General features: G+C 65.8%; 12 protein-coding genes and 3 pseudogenes. 6 read left to right on the forward strand and 9 right to left on the reverse strand.

What is annotated here, in order from left to right:
• Window positions 1-363: 363 nt before the first annotated feature.
• Entirely contained in the window at window positions 364-693 is a 330-nt protein-coding gene (locus AB0F52_RS48385) for a hypothetical protein (protein WP_360186361.1), read from the reverse strand.
• 54 nt (window positions 694-747) lie between these two features.
• On the opposite strand from AB0F52_RS48385, the gene AB0F52_RS48390 reads away from it, so the two are divergent.
• The gene (locus AB0F52_RS48390; protein WP_360186363.1) at window positions 748-924 is read left to right on the forward strand and encodes a hypothetical protein; all 177 of its coding nucleotides are present in this window, start codon (window positions 748-750) and stop codon (window positions 922-924) included.
• Between the two features lie 9 nt (window positions 925-933).
• Here AB0F52_RS48390 and AB0F52_RS48395 read toward each other — a convergent pair whose 3' ends face one another.
• Window positions 934-1,872 (reverse strand): Mu transposase C-terminal domain-containing protein, encoded by a 939-nt coding sequence (locus AB0F52_RS48395; protein ID WP_360186366.1) that lies wholly within the window; start codon window positions 1,870-1,872, stop codon window positions 934-936.
• 730 nt (window positions 1,873-2,602) lie between these two features.
• Window positions 2,603-2,929 carry a hypothetical protein gene (locus AB0F52_RS48400; RefSeq protein ID WP_360186369.1) on the reverse strand — a complete coding sequence of 109 codons (327 nt, stop codon included), beginning with the start codon at window positions 2,927-2,929 and terminating at the stop codon, window positions 2,603-2,605.
• 179 nt (window positions 2,930-3,108) lie between these two features.
• Here AB0F52_RS48400 and AB0F52_RS48405 point away from each other — a divergent pair, with 179 nt between their 5' ends.
• Window positions 3,109-3,729 (forward strand): hypothetical protein, encoded by a 621-nt coding sequence (locus AB0F52_RS48405; protein WP_360186371.1) that lies wholly within the window; start codon window positions 3,109-3,111, stop codon window positions 3,727-3,729.
• Between the two features lie 155 nt (window positions 3,730-3,884).
• Here AB0F52_RS48405 and AB0F52_RS48410 read toward each other — a convergent pair.
• A pseudogene (locus tag AB0F52_RS48410) lies at window positions 3,885-4,079 on the reverse strand (integrase core domain-containing protein); the annotation flags it as partial.
• A 237-nt stretch (window positions 4,080-4,316) separates the two neighbouring features.
• Between AB0F52_RS48410 and AB0F52_RS48415 the strand changes: the two are divergent.
• Complete coding sequence (locus AB0F52_RS48415) at window positions 4,317-5,417, forward strand: IS110 family transposase (protein ID WP_360186374.1); 1,101 nt, start codon at window positions 4,317-4,319, stop codon at window positions 5,415-5,417.
• Between the two features lie 8 nt (window positions 5,418-5,425).
• Here the strand turns inward: AB0F52_RS48415 and AB0F52_RS48420 are convergent.
• The 3 genes and pseudogenes from AB0F52_RS48420 to AB0F52_RS48430 form a co-directional block, all read right to left on the reverse strand.
• A pseudogene (locus tag AB0F52_RS48420) lies at window positions 5,426-6,245 on the reverse strand (IS481 family transposase); the annotation flags it as partial.
• A 185-nt stretch (window positions 6,246-6,430) separates the two neighbouring features.
• Window positions 6,431-6,789: pseudogene (locus AB0F52_RS48425) on the reverse strand (LLM class flavin-dependent oxidoreductase); the annotation flags it as partial.
• Between the two features lie 36 nt (window positions 6,790-6,825).
• Window positions 6,826-6,996, reverse strand: a complete 171-nt coding sequence (locus AB0F52_RS48430) for a hypothetical protein (protein WP_360186377.1) — start codon at window positions 6,994-6,996, stop codon at window positions 6,826-6,828.
• A gap of 437 nt (window positions 6,997-7,433) precedes the next feature.
• Here AB0F52_RS48430 and AB0F52_RS48435 point away from each other — a divergent pair, with 437 nt between their 5' ends.
• The 3 genes from AB0F52_RS48435 to AB0F52_RS48445 all read left to right on the forward strand — a co-directional run bounded on the left by AB0F52_RS48435 (window position 7,434) and on the right by AB0F52_RS48445 (window position 14,860).
• A complete protein-coding gene (locus AB0F52_RS48435; RefSeq protein WP_360186379.1) occupies window positions 7,434-11,216 on the forward strand; it encodes a hypothetical protein in 3,783 nt (1,260 codons plus the stop codon).
• 352 nt (window positions 11,217-11,568) lie between these two features.
• Window positions 11,569-13,707: an HNH endonuclease signature motif containing protein gene (locus AB0F52_RS48440; protein WP_360186382.1), complete on the forward strand. Its 2,139-nt coding sequence runs from the start codon at window positions 11,569-11,571 to the stop codon at window positions 13,705-13,707.
• Between the two features lie 952 nt (window positions 13,708-14,659).
• A complete protein-coding gene (locus tag AB0F52_RS48445; RefSeq protein WP_360186384.1) occupies window positions 14,660-14,860 on the forward strand; it encodes a hypothetical protein in 201 nt (66 codons plus the stop codon).
• Window positions 14,861-15,475: 615 nt separating this feature from the next.
• Here the strand turns inward: AB0F52_RS48445 and AB0F52_RS48450 are convergent.
• Both AB0F52_RS48450 and AB0F52_RS48455 read right to left on the reverse strand, forming a co-directional pair.
• Window positions 15,476-15,778 (reverse strand): hypothetical protein, encoded by a 303-nt coding sequence (locus AB0F52_RS48450; RefSeq protein ID WP_360186387.1) that lies wholly within the window; start codon window positions 15,776-15,778, stop codon window positions 15,476-15,478.
• Between the two features lie 1,024 nt (window positions 15,779-16,802).
• Window positions 16,803-17,530: hypothetical protein (locus tag AB0F52_RS48455; RefSeq protein WP_360186390.1), on the reverse strand; the 728-nt coding region annotated here is incomplete at its 5' end.

Below are 17,530 nucleotides of genomic sequence, written 5' to 3' on the forward strand. Positions count from 1 at the left end.
GAACGCGTTCGAGATCGCCTTCGACGGCCGTCTGGCCGCCGGACGCAAGTAGATCCCCCTTCAACCCGAGTTACACCGCTCGTTTGACAGACCCGAGTGGTCCACAGCGGCGGCACCACCGGCATCTTCAAGCGGGGCGAAGGTTCCGTCAACTCGTCGATAGCGGACGGTGCCGTCGGGCAGGGCGTACCAGCGGTCACCTCTCGTGCTGCCCTTCACCGCGTAGGCGGTGGCCTTGGTGAGGTCTGGCGCGTCGTCGCCGTCCCCACGTCGTTGTCGAGGGACTGAAGTTTGTGCTGGTCCAGCCCGCTGAGCAGAGCCGGGAAAGATCCTCCGTCGCAGCTGACCGACTTCTACATCGAGCTACTTGACTTTTTTCAGTGACTTCCGGCGGATATGAAGGTTGATGTCGATCGGCCCTGCCAGCTCGAGGCGATCGCGGTCGGGGTGGAAGTTGCGGAGGGCAAGAGCCCATTGGCCGATCGCGCCGGGGCGAGTGGCGAAGCGCCCGGGATCTGGGTGACCGATGCGCGGGCCCAGTTCCGTGAGGAACTCGGTGAGGCCGGGGCGTGATTCGTTTGGACCTTGACGGCGATGGCCCGCAGCGATTTTCCAGGCGGGCGTGGCGATCATCGCGGTAAGGGCGGCAATGTCGGGGTATCGGGGTGCCAGTGTCGTGACGCCGGATTTCATCCCCAAGCTCTTCGCGCGGCTCGCCCACCGATCTCGGACGAAGTCAGACCGTCCATGGTCGGACTGATGCGTGGCCCAGATGGCGTGGGCGACGTTGAAGGCGCGATGAGTTTTGAGCCCGTAGAGCCGGAACGTCCGGCGCAGCAGCGTGACGGCAGCCCGAAGCTCCGGATCGGCGTCGATCGGAAACGGTCGCTGATCGTGCTGGTCGGCGAGCCAGAGCCAATATAGTGTCGGTCACTAGCGCGGCTCCTCGGCGGCTGGATCGAACACGCCGAACGAGATGACATCGGCAAGCCGCGACGGTGCAAGGTCCTCCGGTGCCGGTGCTTCATCCCGCGGTGCCGGCCGCAGCGCGCCGAGTTCCGCTGCGGGGAGCCCGGAGGGAACTGATCGGGTGCGGGCGGCGGCGCGCCGCTGGCCGGTGGGTCCGCGGTCGGCGCGGGTGAGCAACGCGTCCAGTGCTGCCGCGACTGCGGCCTGGTGGGTCGGGTCGCCGCCGCGGTCGGTCACGATCTTTCGGGCTGCTCGCCAGGTGAAGTCGGCGAACGGGCGCCCGACGAGGTGGGCGTGCGTCCACTGTGCGGTGATCCAGGTTCCGGTTGCGGTGTCCCGGATCCAGACAGTGGACAGATCGTAGGGATCGTGGTGGACCGGCCAGCGGCCGTCCTGTGCGTTGTTGCCGGAGTGCTGGTGCCGCAATGGGTTCAGGTTCTTGTTGTCGTAGGTGCGGTGGTCGAGGTGGATGCCGTCGGCGCCGATCCGTCGCCAGGTCACCGGCAGCAGCTCGAGGTAGTCCTCGCCGACGAGGGGCAGCGGGACGTAGCCGGCAGCGGTGACCAGGGCGGCGAACATTTCGTTCGGGGACAGCGGGTGGGCGGGCAGGTGCGGGTCACGGAGGCTGTCGTGCGGGCGGGGCTGCCAGTTGTGTTTACCGACCGGCGATGCCCGGATTGTGCCTCCGACCTGCACTGATGCGTAGCTTACATGTCCGTCACGGTGCCTGGCGTTGATCACAATCGCCTGTTGGGGTGATCCTGCGAAGTGGCCTGATGGCGTACTGAACTGTGATGCGGCAACATCTGCACATGCCGAGTTGAGTACGCATCCTTCGGTGATGATTGACGGTTGCCGCCCAATCGGCGTGACATCATCACGTAAAAACACTCGGGACCGCATCGGAGGTTGACCTTGAACGCCGCCTTGCTCGCGGGGCTAGCTGGAATCATTGGCCTGATACTCGGCCGTTTCTGGGACTTTCACGTAGAGTCGGCCAGGTGGCGAAGAGATCAGCGAATACGTACCTATGAGCTTATCGGTACATCCTACTACACACTCCGAGAGGCCATCCGAGCGTTAGCCCTGGTCGAACCAGGTAGTCAGAACGCGGAGGAGGCCGCGTCGCGAGCTCTCGACCTTGGCGCGGACTTCCATCGCGCTATTGTTACAGTTTGGCTCCATGGTTCCGCTCCCGTCGCAACCGCGGTGCGGGAAATCGACGGAGAGATGGTCAGGACGTTTCGTGTGGCACTAAGCCGAAGGTTTTCCTGGGATGAGTGGCGATCCGTGCGCGTTCCAGGGGAACGCGCTTTGGAGCGCTTCATCGTAGCCGCGCGCGCGGAACTATCTTTACCTCACCTCGAAGTCTCGATCGTAATCGATTCCACCTATTCGTAAACGAGTATAGTTTGCCAGGAGTTGATCGGTCGACACCGAACGAGCAGCACGGCTGTGACTGAGTGTCGGAACACTCATCTGCCGCTGACCAGTAGTTCGACATGGCGAACGATCACCAAACGGCATGGCACGTTGAGCTGTATAGCGGGGAACAATCGTGCGTAGGCCGACACGGCCCGGCCGCCGGGATCGGTGGCCGGGCCGGAGACTCAGGCGAAGTGGAGCGTCATAGTCAGGTCAGCGTGGTCGGCTCGACGAGTTTGGCCTCCAAGTCGGCGACGCGACGGTCCTGGAAGCGCAGGTTCGAGCGGGCGGCCGTCAAGCGCTCCTCCAGGGTGCGGTTGTCCGCAGTGAGCTGGCGGACGCGTTGTTTGAGGGTGGTGTTCTCCGTGGTGATCCGCTGGATGGCTTCCTCGGTCCATTCGGCTTGCAGGTCGCGGATTTGGCCGAGCAGTTCGCCGATACGAGTGCGCTGATTGAGAATCTCGGCATTGGCGGTCTTGAGGGCGTCCTCGGCGTTGAGTGTCCGCTCCCGCCATGTGGACCGGGCATACCGCACCGCTCCCCACACCTACTACCGACGGTCGCGCGGGCGAACAGCTCCAATCTCCAAAAGGTATGCCTCAGCTACCGACTGCCACCACAGCACCGGCCACCGTCACCGCCGGCGCGTTGCGCGGAACCAGTTTCGGGGACCGCTGGATCGAAGTCCACAGCTCCGGGTCCGACAAGCGCGCCTTGACGAAAGTGATCACCACACGCGGGCGCACCGGACCCAAGTCCTTACGGGTCGACGACGCAATCGTGCAACTGGTCGGCAACGAGATACAGGTGAACATCGGCAGCACTCGAGTCGGCACGCTAGGTGCCACAGACACAGCGACGTACCAGCACGTACTCGTGTGGGCACGCCACCCGATCGAGTCCAGCGGGATCGTCCTCATCGATGCGGAAGGACATCCAGGAGCGCACCTCAAGTTGTACCTTCCCAGCCCAGACATGCTCGTGCCCGCCAACGACCTGAACCCCACGATCGCGGTGTTCCCAGCTTGGGGCCGGGCCGGTGGCCTGACCTTGGCCAGGTTCAAGGCCGAGCACGCCCTGGTCGATTCCGCGACCGCGCACTGGTGGTCGGGGACAGCCCGCTCTGCCTGGGTGGTGCTCACTCGCACGGCATTCGAAATCACGGCATCGATGGACGGAATGCCGTTGCCGAACCTCGACCCCGATCGTGACGGCGGCCTGAGGTCGGCATGGACCGCCAGACATCCCAGACTCACACAGATGCAGTTCGAGGCACAGGTGTATCAGATCAAAGCCGGACGCCAGGTCAACATCCGCTTCGCGTTGAGCTGGTAGGCCCGGCACCTCCTGGCCCGCGGCCCGACCGCGATCTGCCTGAGCCAGTGTCGCGGGCCGTCATGGTCAACGCGGCCGATGATCAAGTCGACCGTTGTGCAGTTTGAGTGTGCCGGCGACCGTGGTGCCCGACCGCGTCGAAGAAGAGGAGGGCGTTAGGTGTGATGTCCGGGGAGGTTGGTCAGCCGGGTGATGGGTGGTTTGCCTCCGGTGGATGAGTGGGGTCGGTGGTGATTGTAGAAGTGCAGCCATCCGGGCAGGGCTGACCTGCGGTCGTGTTCGCTGGGATAGAAGCGGGCGTAGGCCCAGCCATCGGCCAGGGTGCGGTGGAACCGCTCGATCTGTGAAGACTGGGCCTCGGTGCTGCGCCGAGCTGGTCTGACCCCGGCCAAGGTATGACCCACAGGTGATCGTGGTGTCCTGCGTTCGATTTGTCGGCCCGCTCGGGCGCAGCACCGTATGCGCACCGGCCAGACGGGTCTGACCTGATAGGAGCTTGGACCAGAAGCCCCGTCACAGACCTGTCGCCCGTCCGGTCGGTTCGCCCCATCCGCCAGCGCGAACACACCGGAGGAGCGAGTTCCAGCATGACAACCCCTGCAACCCGTGTCATCGGCGGCGTCGACACACACAAACACACCCACTACGCAGCCGTGGTCGACGAGCACGGCCGGCTCCTCGGACATCGCGAGTTCCCCGCACGCGACCGCGGCTACGCCCAGTTGCTCGACTGGATCACCGGCCACGGCGTCGTCGCCGCAATCGGTGTCGAAAGCACCGGGTCGTTCGGGGCCGCCCTGAGCAGGTTCCTCGTCACCGCCGATATCCGCGTCATCGAGGTCAACCGGCCAAATCGCCTGGCCCGGCGGATGGACGGCAAGTCCGACAGCCTTGACGCCGAACAGATCGCCCGCGCTGTCCTGGGGCAGACATCGACCGCAACTCCGAAGGCCAAATCCGGCGTCGTCGAGGTGATCCGCACCCTCCGGATCACCCGTTCCAGCGCGGTCAAGGCCCGGACTCAAACCTTGAACACCCTGTGGGGCGTGATGATCAGCGCGCCCTCGCCCCTGCGTGACGACCTGGTGGCACTCACCAAGAGGACCTTGATCAACCGATGCCTGCAGTTGCATCCCGAAACCGATGACGTCCTCACCCTCATCGATGCACCCGGACGGCTACTTACGGCCGGAGTGACCACGGCACTGCGTGATCTGGCCCGTCGCTGGAAGACGTTGGACGAAGAGATCAAAACCCTCGACAAGCAAATCGAGGCACTGGTCCGCTCCGCAGCTCCGGAACTCATCGAGCTTCACGGCGTCGGAGTCGAGCTGGCCGGGCAGTTTCTCGTCACCGCCGGCGACAACGCTGACCGCATCCGCAGCGAGGCCGCCTTCGCCAAACTCTGCGGGGTCGCCCCGCAACCAGCCAGCAGCGGCCGCACCACCGGACGCCATCGCCTCAGCCGCAGCGGTGATCGCGCCGCCAACAGCGCCCTCTACATCGTGACCATCGTCCGGATGCGCCGCCATCAACCCACTCGCGACTACGTCGAACGCCGGACAGCCGAAGGACTCAGCAAACGCGAGATCATCCGCTGCCTCAAGCGCTACATCGCCCGCGAGATCTACGCCAACCTTCCTCGACCAACACCCCATCCACGACCACCACACCCCGCTGCCGCTTGACAAACATAGGAGCATCTTCCCGTTGGTCTGTGGCCTGTAGGGCCGGGTCCGTTTCGGGATGATGCCCAGCTCGGTGCAAGTGTCGCGCCAGGCCGACGACCGATAGCAGGCGCCGTTGTCCGACAGCAGGCGTTCGACGGTGACGCCGTGGTCGGTGAACCAGGCCACCGCGCGCCGGAGGACGGCGATGGCGGTGTTGGCTTTCTCATCGGCGCAGATTTCGGCGTAGGCGACGCGGGAGTGGTCGTCGATGACGGTGTGCACGAAGGCCACTCCGGTGCGGGCGTGCCGGTCGGTGCTCCAGGTTCCGGTGCGTCGGGAGGTGGCTGATTTGTTCTTGCTGCCTTGCTGTTTGCCGACGTAGCGCCAGCCGCCGCCGTCGGGGATGTTGCCGAATTTGGTGACATCGACGTGGATCAGTGAGCCGGGGTGGTCGTGTTCGTAGCGGCGCAGTGGTTCGCCGGTGACCCGGTCGATGCGGGACAGGCGGTTGATCCGGCAGCGCACGAGGACTGCCTGCACGGTGGAGGCGGGCAGGCCGAGCCGGCCTGCGATCTGGACCGGGCCCAGCCGCTGGCGCCACCGCAACCGCACGATCTGCCGCACCGTCGGGGCCGGGGTGCGGTTCGGGCTGTGGTGTGGCCGGCAGCTGCGGTCGGTCATCCCGGCCACGCCCTCGCTGCGGTAGCGGTCGGCCCATTTGCGGGCGGTTTTGGCGGCGACCATGAACATCTTCGCCGCTGCTGCGGGGGTCCAGCCCTGAACGACGATCAAGCGCGCAAGTCGTAGCCGGGTCCGTGGGGTCAGGGTCGCGTTAGGGTGGGACACGAAGGCCTCCGGGCGTGATGTGGTTCCTCGACAGCTCCACTTCACAACCGGAGGCCTTCACCTGTCAGCACGACAGGCCGTCACCGCCCCAACCCGGGACAATCTCCCTGGACACCACAATTAGGCGTCGATGCCCTCGACCGAGACTCCTGCACCGGCCAGTCGTAGATCTTGGCGTTGAGCAGACGGATCAGCCGGATCCACTCCCGCAGCCGGGCGAAGCGCTCCTTGAACTCCGGCCACTCCCGCCCGACACCGCAATCTCGTTCAACGCCTCGCCGGTGTCCACCCCCAGGATCACCCGGCCGTTCGACAGCAGCGACATCGTAGCGAACGCCTGCGCGATCACCGCCGGGTTGTACCGGAACGTCGGAGTCAGCACGCTCGTCCCGATCTGCACCCTCTTCGTCCGCTCGGCCACCGCCGGCATCCACGCCAGCGCGAACGGCGCGTGGCCGCCCTCATGCCGCCACGGCAGGAAGTGATCGGACACCCACACCGAATCCAGCCCGACCTCTTCGGCGCGCACGGCGTACTCGACCAGGTCCCGCGGCCTGAACTGCTCCGCCGCCGCCGACCTTCAGCACGAGAACGCCTCGCTCGTGCGCCGGAGCGTCTTCTCCGCCTGCTCCACGACGCTCGTTACGAGCTTTTCAACCGTCGGCAGGGAGTCGATCAAGCCGACCACCTGACCGGACGCGAGCGCTCCCGCGTCGGTGTGGCCCTCGACAAGGTCCGCGCGGAGGAGCATGGGCGTGTCCGCCGCCGTCAGGATAACTCTACGTCGAAGGGCAGCGCGATGATCCTTCGTCGGCCAAGTCGGCGAGGTGGTTCTCGGGCTCGTCGGCGTTGGGTGGTCGAGTGGCAACGTGACGCCGAGCGGCTCCCGCCCGATCAAGCGGGTCGGACCGGCGACGGGTCGATCGACAACCCTACGAACGCGATGTCCAGATTCCAGACGGTCCTACGCCGGAAGGGTGAACCGTCACCCAGTTCAAGCACAGAGCGTAATGAACTCGGCGGCCCCGGCGACTCCTTGAACACCCTCGTGCCGCATCTGGCGTGGCCGGGAAACTACCCGGTCGGGTTGCCGACACGAAGAACAGTTGAACGAAGTCGGCGATATCAATGACACAAGACGTTTATGACATGCTACCGAAGAGTCTCAGTCAAAAATTCTCGGCGGCGTTGCGGAATCACCAGACCGGGTCGATCGGCCTGATCGGGCCACGTGGCGTCGGCAAAACGTCGCTGCTCCTCGCCTGCGTGCGAGGTGACTTCGACGCCGATGTCGACGACACCGAGAAGCCGATCACAGTCATGCTGCGAGCGCCGATCAGGTACGAACCGACCGAGTTTCTTTACGCGTTGTACGAGGAACTGCGCAGGGCCGTACCGCCTGAGGAGCTGCCACGGGAAGCACCGCTGCGCGAGCTCGTGACCAAGCACGTGAAACAAATTCGCCGATCACCGGAGACCTTGTCCCAGTCCCAGGTCTCCGGAGCACTTGCCAGGTTCGTGACGCTCGTGGCCGCCAACCGCCGGGTGCGCGTTCTGATCGACAAGCTCGATCACGTCGCACCACCGGAACGCGTCCCCGATTTCCTGGCCGACGTCCGCGCCGTCTTGAGTGCGAAAAACTGCCAGCTGGTGATCGCCGCGTCCGACGATCTCGACGTGAAGCTGCTGTCCGGGCACGTCGACCACGAGATCCGGGTCGATGGCCTGGATCTCTCCGAGTCCGTGGCGCTGCTGCAGAACATCGTGATCGGCATGCCCCCGCGTCTCATGTACCTTCTCCACTGTGCTGCCGGTGGCGTGCCGCGGCGCCTGAGACGGCTGGCGGGCATCGCCGTGGACTCCGCACCGCTCGACGACGGCGGTGATACGTCCGTCCACGAACTTTTGTGGAAGGAATTCCCGGGCGTGGCCGACGCGCCGACCCAGGCGCTTCAAGGAACACTCGCCGAGGCCTTCACCATCGATCCCGGCGACGAGCGGTTCCAGCGAGCGGTCAGGGAAACGCAGTGGCCGGGTTCGTTCGACTCGCTCGGCCACGTGCGCAATCTGCTCGACACCGACCCGGCGCAGTCGGCAGCCAAGCTCGCCGAGTTCCGCACCGCCTGGAGTCTTGAACCCCAGGCTGTCACGCCGCCGGCCGCGGTCGAGCCGGAACCGGCCCCAGAGCCCATCGAAGGGCCTGCGGAAGAGCGCGATCCGAACTTACTCAAGCTCGAAAACGAGCTGCTCCCGCAGTTGATCGGCGAGGAACTGGAGACCCCCGAAGCCCAACGCGCCATCAGACGGATGAACCTCGATCGAGGGGCACTCGCAGCCGAAATTGCGTCGTCGGCGCTCCTGCAAGATGTCGTGACGATGTCTTCGGGCCGGCTCGAAGAAACCCTGCAGGCATTGCGTGGGAGCCGGCTCGGCAAGCGCACCGCGAGCAAATTCCTGACCAGCGTTCTCACCGCGATCGCGACCGGCGGTGTGGCCGCGGTGAGCGTCGCCCCGGTCTTCGGTTTGCTCGCCGCGGCTGCGGTCGGGGTCGCCATGGGCGTGCAGTGGGTGCTGGAGCGATCGAACGTGGCCCGGTTGGCGGAACGCCGCGATCGGCTGAAGGCGGAATGGCGGCGTGACGTCGTCGAACTCGGGGTACGCCCGGCATCGCGACTGGCGCTCAACAATGCCCTGCAACCGGTCCTGTGGTTCAGCTTGGTCATCACTGATCAGTCCGGGCTCGACCACGTCTCGGGTGACGAGTTCATCGTGGACACCCGGTCGGTGCGCCGGTTCGACCGGGCGACGCGGCGCGTCCGGGACGGAGCACTCGGCCTGGCCGGACCGCGCGGTTCGGGCAAGAGCACGCTCATCGGCAGGTGGGTGCGAGAAGACCTGGACAGGGTGGCGATCCAGGTGCCCGCGCCCATCCGGTACGAACCGCGGGACTTCGTGCTTCACCTGCACAGCGCCTTGTGCCTCAAGGTGATCCGCGGGCCAGACCGGGTGGGTTCCCGACCGGGGCCCCATCCCGATTGGGGTTTGCTGGTCGACCGGGAACACCGGCGCAAGCAGATCTGGCTGGTGCTGCGGTTCCTCTTCTGGGCCGGTGTGGTGCTCTGCGCCGCGGCCGGGTGGGCGGTCGCCACGCTGGGGCTGTCCTCGCCCAAGACAATGCTCGGTGAATTGCTGGCGAGGCGGAGCGCCGGTGACGAGCCTGCGTTCCTGATCCTCCTGCTCGGTTTCCTGGGCGCGGCGGGGATCGCCGGGACACTCCTCGCCATCGTCTGGCTCAAGCTGCGGCGCCGGGGGTGGTCGGTGGCCGGGGTGCTGCGGTCCATGCTCACCCGCACCAAGGAGCGCTCGAACCAGGAGCTTCTGGTCGATCTGGCCAAGCGGGACCTGGAACAGATCCGGTTCCTCCAGACGCTCACCACCGGCTGGTCGGGCAAGCTCACGCTGCCGCTCAAGATCGACCTCTCGCGGACGCGGTCGACCCAGGTCTCCCAGCGTCCCCTCACCCACCCGGAGCTCGTCAGCCAGCTCCATCGGTTCATCCAGCAGCTGGTCAAGGTGCTGGCACGCAGGGACAACCGCCCTAGCGTGGTGATCGGCATCGACGAGCTCGACAAGATCGAACCCGCCGAGGACGCACAACGGTTCATCAATGAGATCAAAGGTGTCTTCGGCGTGCCGGGCTGCCAGTTCGTCGTTTCCGTGTCCGAGGAGGCGCTGAGCGCTTTCGAACGACGTGGGCTGGCTTTTCGCGACGCCTTCGACAGCGCGTTCGACGAGATCGTCCGCGTCGATCACCTCAGTCTCAGCGACGCGGACCACATGCTGTCCAAACGCGTCACCGGGATGTCGGAGCCGTTCCGCTACCTCTGCCACTGTCTCTCCGGCGGGTTGCCCCGGGAACTGATCCGCGTGGCGCGGAACATGGCCGACCTGTCCGGTCCGGACGCCATGCCGACGCTCGCCGAAGTCACCGAACGTCTCGTGGTCGACGAACTCGGCCGCAAGGCGACGTCACTGCAGGAAGCCGCGGCGCGGATCGGCGCGGGTGCCGATGTGGCCGCCTTCGTCCGGACGATGCACACCTGCATGGCGAATCCCACCCCGGCGATGTTGCTGCGCAACGCGCCGGCGGTGACGACAGCCGACGACACTCCCCTTGGCCGGCTCCGTCTAGAGGCCCACATCTACCTCCGCTACGCCGCGACCCTCCTGCAGGTGTTCGACAACGATCTCGACCGCACGGAGGTCCGGGTGGCGAGTGCGACCGCCGAGGACCCCGGTTCCTTCGATGCGCTCGCCTCCGTCCAGCAGCAGATGAGCCTGCACCCGATGGTGGCGGCGGTGGCCCTCGATCGGTTCCGCCTCGCGTGGCACCTGGACCCGGGCAAGCAACCCGCCGATCGGAGTTTCGCGTTGTCCGAGCAGCTCCTGCAGCAAGACGGCGGCAGCCTGCCGGACCAGCTTCGGTGGCTGTGTCATTGCCTGTCGGGCGGAGCGCCCCATTCACTGCTCCGAACGGCGAAGAGGGCGGTTGCGCTGCTCAACAACGAACCGCCTCCGCCGATCGACCGGGTCGTCCACCGGCTGGTGGGAGACGACCTGCGGGAGCGGCTCGAAAACCTGCACGAACGGGCTGTGAAGCTGGGATCGGGGCCGGGAATCGTCGAGTTGCGCACCACCCTGCGCAGCTGCGCCGGCGGGACGGCCGACGATCTGCTCGCCGCGGCCGGTCCCGAACTGCCGAACGGCAACCGGCTGGGCGCGCTGCGCGCGGAGTGCCGCGTTCACCTGCGGTTCGCCGCGACCGTGCTGCAGCTCTTCGCCTCCGAGCACGCGCTGGCAGATGCCTCTCTCGACGCGTTGGCGACCGTTCCGCAGCTGGTGACGACCGGTGCGGCCGACGCCGGGAAACTGATCGACGAAATCCGGGTGACCTGCCAGCTGGGCGGATGACGGCCACCACTGTCGTGCGTCGCAGCTCCCGGCCGGGGCTCACACGTCGATCTGCCAGCCCATGTTGACCGTGCGGCCGCGGGCAGTGACTCGGCTACGGCCGCACCCTCGTCGCCGCGACCCGCACCCCTCGCATTGGAGTACCGCTGTTCCGCACCTCTGCCCGACGTCGTCACCGCGCAAGCGTTTCGATCCCGCAACCCTCCCGCCGACGACACCCCTGTGCATCCACCGCCCTCCCCGCACTATACGGCCGTGCACCCTATCTGCTCTGTCCCACGAATCGCCACGATTGATAGTCGACGCCCGCGAGTCACCACTCACCGCCAGCAATCCCGGATAGAGTCGGCCCGTGGCTCGTAACTACTCGCAGCGAACGCTCAAGCTCCTGTTCGCTCGTGCTCGTCAATGCGCGTACCCAGGCTGCAATCAGCGGTTGATACTCGAACATCGCGGCCAGCTCACCGTGATTGCGGAGATCGCACACATCCGGTCCGAGAAGCCCGACGGACCCCGCCACGACCCTGCTTACCCGGAAGAGCGGATCAACGACGAAGAAAACCTGCTGCTCTTGTGCGGCACGCACCACAAACCGGTCGACGACCACGAGTCCATCTACCCCGTCGAGGAACTCCTCGCGTGGAAGCGCAACCAAGTCGCGGCCGCGAACGACCAGACCTTGTCCGAGGGGCAGGTCGAGCAGATCTTTCTGCACTATGACCTGAACCGACTCGGCCGCGACGGCTTCGAGAAAATGTGCCAGGCGCTGGCGCTTCACGTGCTCGGTCCCCGCACCGAGGTCCTCCCCGGCCCCGGCCGAGACTACGGCTGGGACGCCGCATTCGACGGACGCGCCAACGGGTTCCCGAGCCAGGACGCTCCGTGGGCCGGCTACATCGTCATGCAGGCGATGTACAGCCGACCGGAACCCGACCCCGTACGGGCCAAACGCACGCTCGGCCATCGGGTCAGAATAGAACTCGAGAACTGGTCTCGTCGGATCGAGCACGGTGCCCGTCGGCCGGACTACATGATCTTCGCAACCAACCTTCAGTTGACCGCCGCCGACGGCGAACTCGAGCATCTCAAGGGTCTGATCAACTCCCACGCTCACAGGCTCGGGCTCCGTGGGTGGTTGTTCTGGGACGAGACACGACTCGCCGTGCTTCTAGAGAACTTTCCGGACGTCCGCCGTGCTGTCAGCAGCCTTTCTGCGTCGGCCGAGGTCGTCGCCAGCCTGTTGGCTCACCTCATCACTGCATCGACAGACAAGGCTTTCCGACCTGGGGAACCCGGCCACGAAGCAGCATTCCAGCCCGCCTACGACCTAGCAGGCGGTACCTACAAGCTGGGGACCGCGCTCGGTCGGGTGCAAGAACACCAGCTCGGCTGGCTCCAACACTTCTCCGGCGGTGTCAGGGGTGAGCCTGCGGTACTCTGCCAGCTCTACGGTAAGGGCGTCGTAGCCGCGGCGACCGCAGTGTGGAACGACATCGAAGCGATCGGGGACGGGATCGTCGGCGGCGGAGCGATCGGGGCAGGCTTCCCGGTTTCCGGCGAGCCGTCCCCGCCCGGTTTCATCGGGTCAGACGCGGACACGGTCGAGCTGGCCGGCGGCCAATGGGGACCTGAAAAGCGGGGGCGGCTTCGGCGGTCATCGACCGGTCCGGCTCTCTGGCAACCCGAGCTGGCTTTCGACAGTGCAGCATCGAAGGACCGGGACGCATGGTCGAGTCTGGACGATCAGCGAGATCTCCGCGCCCGTATCGCCGGACGGATCCCGTTGTCGGCAACAAGGTGGCGGATCTCTAGGCGTGCGCGCATGCTCGCGGCGGTCGACGCCACTGGAATAGCTGCGGCTTTCCACGCGCTCGCCGACCGGCGTTCCCTTCTGGTTGCACCGAGCTCCTGGCAGGAGATCGAGGAACCCGACGGGCACAACAACAGCCGGTTCGCCAGCTACCAGATCACCGCGGATACCGCCGACGGCCGCACTGCACTCGCGCTCTGCCTCCGGCTGACCCTGCCCGACGGTTACAGCACCGAGGTGAATACCGTCGTTGATCTGCGGGTCGACTTCCGAGCACTCGCCGCAGCGGTCGTATCGTCGGACAACCTCCCCATGGCACCGCACTTGACGCTGAACGAGCTGAAGAGCTTCTTCGTTCACGCCTGGCCGGCGGCGACAACAGCGCTTCTGCTGGCTGCCGCTGAGACTCCGTTAGAGCTACCACCCGCCGGAGCACCTCGCCTAGAACTTCACATTCACAACGAGCAACTCGGTCACTCCGATCTACGCCCGGCGATCCCTGTTCTGGACATGGTCGACCTCTCGCCCCTCGGATCACCACGCGGGACCGGTCCGCGGGAGCTGTCGGTCGGAGTGACTACACCGCTGGATCTCCCAGCAGCCGCAATCGCCAAGGCCGTCGACGACGCCTTCGTGTGGATGGTCGAAGACGCCGGATTTGTGACGCCAGAGCTGACGTGACATACAACCCGAAGGCTACCCACTCACGTGTGCAGGCGCTGCGGCGTCAGCGTCACAGTCCGCAAGATTGCCGGTAACGTCGCGTGCCAAGCACCGGACCACGGAGATAGGTTGGGACATTGATCATCAGGCAGCGTCACCCGCTGAACGCGTTGGCGAAGTGCTGTCGGCCACGTCGGCACGTCACGCCCTGCAGTTCTCGAAGGCATGATCGGACTCGCAAAACGCCTCGCTCAGACCTGTTTCAACGCCGCCGACCGCCTCATGGACCTCGGCCTCCGCACCTTCGAGACCACGGGGTCGATGACCATGTGGAACATGGCCGCGTCCGGGTGGCGTACGGCCTCCTGGTCCTCGGCAACGCCTTCGAGCGGGTGGCCGGGTAAGCCTCCAGGAGCTGGTCGGCTCCATCGCCGACCCGGCCGAGCGCGAGCACGCCGCCGCCATGTTCCGGCACGCGGTAGCTCGCCGGCTCCGCGCGGCCAAGGCGGCCAGCGGCCCGCGGATCATCCGGGCTGCGAAGCGCTGCCCGTCGTGCCAGACGGAGAAGCCGGTCGCCGAGTTCGGCCGCAATGCCGCCCGGCCGGACGGGCTCCAGTCCGTATGTCGGGCTTGCCGGTAGTAGAAAGCCCCGCGTCCTCATCCGGAGGCGGGGCCCGCGGTTGATGTGCCGTGAATCACAGCAGTAATACTAGGCGAATTTGATCAAGTGATTACCCGGCTACTTTGCGCAAGACCCGCAGGTCCAGTGAACGCACCGCGACGAAGACACACTTCGTCTCTTCCTATCGCCACTAGGACAAGACAACTTGAGACCACTGCACGGCAAGTAACATTTTCACTTTCAGAGTGATTGGTGTTCCCCTCGCCGAAGGGGCACGATCGGCGGCATGGGCACCCCTGCTATCGCTCTCCGCGCCGCCCACCGGAGTCCCCGAAGAAGCCGTCGACAGTGGATGAATTCGTCCACGCGCTCGTCAAAGAGGGCGGCCCGTGGCGCCTTATTGTCGCCGGGCTTGTCGCGCTCGTCGCAGTGCTGGCCGGGATCCTGAGTCTCGCGGCCATCGTGGTCCCTTACCTCGCTGCTGCCGGCGCGTTCGGCATCGTCCTCGGCGGCCTCGCCAAGCTGGTTCGCGCCTGGAGGAACCGCTGAGTCACCGCGCTCGCCGATCTACAAGGTGGAGAGCCTGGACCCTCTGGTTCCGCCGACGCGAGCCGTGGGGGCGCCACGGACCGGTCCGGTAGCTCTGCGTTCGGCAGTGCGAATACTCCGTAGTCCACCACCGCCCCGCCGAGCGCGCTCCTCCGCCTGCTACCTGGAGTTGAGCGCCCGGCGGGGCCTCCCTTTGCCTATTCAAACTCGCTTCGGGTTTCTTAACCTCCCATGAAGAGCATCTGAGTGGGCAAGGGATTTTTCGGCATCCTCGTTCGCGCCTCGGACGCCTGCATACTTCAATTGGCCGAGTTCCCTTAAGACGGCCGCAGCGCGTTCCCGCTGTTCCGTGCTCAGCTCACAGTTGAGCACTTGCCTTACAGCCCGATTCCTTAAGCGAGCGGCAGAGATTAATGCGTAAGCCTCAGCGATGCGCTGCAAGTTAAGCAGTATCAACGCCACACTCATGACCCAAGGACTTATGGCTGCCAGGCGAATCAGCATGCTGACAGTTTGTGGATCCAATCCGGCTCCCCGCCGATCTCGGGGCGGAAACCAGCGTCGCCTCCAACGCGCGCAGCGACACTCAGTTTGCCGCAGATGACGATGCGTCAGTCATCCGCGGTCGTCGGCAGGGCAAAGTGGATGATCAGGGCTTGCAATCAGCCGTTTGATCACTCCGTCTTCGCGGCAAGGGCGGAGGTGCAGTACCTCAGGGCCAGATGCCTGCACGTGGGCCTGCATCGCCAGGCGATACGCGACCAGTATCGCATGAGCGAGTTGCCTGAAGAACTCGTAAAGACCCAGCAAGAAGCGATCAAGTCGCTGCTGCATCAGCTCAAAGGCGGAAAATGCCACGAGGCGCCGCGCAGGCTTCCCCTGAAGAGGAAAGTCGCTCAGCTCCCACATGGCCTCCATCCCAGCATTATGACGCACCAACCCCGATCCCGTCACCAGCCCAATCGGATGAACCAAATTAGTCCGGTTGATGCACTGCCGGTTCGGAAGGGAGCACTTGACCGGTGACACCCCCTGAATCGAATACGCTACGCATCCTCCAGCGGCCGGCTACAGGTGCCAGGCCCAGGACTACCGGTGCAACGCCCCTGCCGGCCGAGTGCACCCAGGGACCAGAGCCGCCGTGTGTATCCCCCACGCCACACCCCCGGACACCACACCCCCGGCTTCCTACCCCCGGCAGCTCTACCCCTCCCCCTCTCCCAGCACCCCCGCCCCGCCCGTACCCAGCGCCCTCTCGTGGGCGAGCTTGGACGCGCACGCGTTCAAGCCCGGGGAACAGGTCCTCGGGGCCGCGCTGCCGGCGCGCTCCCGCCGCGGCCGGGAGACCAGTGCCCGCAGCGGGTGGGTGGCAACGCGGACGGCCGGTGGTCCTACCTGCGGAGCCCGCCGTCCCCACGGTGCCCCAGCGCGCGGTCGGCTGATCAGCTGACCCGACCTGTCCGATGTGGCAGCCGCCCGAGAGCGCACGTGCGGAGCCGCCAGACCAGGATGTCCGCATGTCTGGTTGGTCCCTCTACGGCAGGCCGCGCGTTGTGACGCGGTCCGCGCCGACGAACTGCCGACGATGCTGACGTACCCGGCCGTCAAGACTCCTGACCAGCGGGTTCTCGCCGGCTACTCACGGCTGCTCAACCCGATGAGCAATTCACGGTGGTCAGCTCGATCTGCTGGAGAGTTCTTGGCGTCGGCCCGCGTAGTGCGGGACCGGAGTCGGAAGGAGCTCTGGACATGAAGACCAACATTCGCCGTGACAGGCACCTACGGGACGTGATGGTGCGAGCGGGCGACGTGGTCGCCGGCACTGCGATCGCGTTCGGCGCGCTGGCGCCGGCAGGCTCGGCCGTCCTTTGCCGTCGGGGTCGGCGGTATCCGCGCCGGGCGACGTCGAGGATTATGGGCGTCGAGTGTGGACGGACCGGTCTCAGGTCCGGCTGGCTGGCGGGGTCTGCCAGATCGTGTACAGGTTGCTCTCCAGGCGGGCCATTGTATCGCGCTCGGCACGGACTGCCCGGATCAGCAGTTTGCGTGCGCTGACGAACGGAAGGCGATCGAACACGAAGCCCCACACCATGCTGTTCACGCGACGGAGGATCTCCTCACTGGCGATGCCGATGGATGCGCCGATGGCAGCGCCCAAAGGTCCAGCCGCTACCGCGCCCAGCGCGGCACCACCCGCGGCGCCGAACACCTTGGGCAACAGTTCCACCAACACGTTTCGTGTCCCGCCCAACTCCACACGGTTGACGCGAAGCGTCTGAGACATGGCGTCGGCCAGCCGACTCATCTCCGCGATCGCCTCATCGTCACCAGCGAGCGCGCCAGCCCGAACTTGACGGAACTCCCTCACTGACCTCTTCTCGCGCAATTCGAACACCTTGTCCAGGACGTCGACCGGCCGTGTTCGGCAGGGATCGATGTCTCGTAGGAGCCAGGGCAGGAACGACGGCGTCCAGGCCAGCTCCCGATCACGCCATCCGTCACCGGCGGCAGCGAAACGGCGATCCAGTTCGGCGTACAGCCGCTCCTCGACATCGACGCCGGCGCGCGGCCTAGATGTTCTGTCCCGTGAGGTTGAGGACGCGGCTGGCGGGTGGTTTGCCGCCGAGTGCGGTGTGGCCGCGGTGGTGATTGTAGGTGTGCAACCAGCCT

Origin of the sequence: Amycolatopsis sp. NPDC024027 (assembly GCF_040638975.1) — a bacterium.
GTDB lineage: Bacteria > Actinomycetota > Actinomycetes > Mycobacteriales > Pseudonocardiaceae > Amycolatopsis.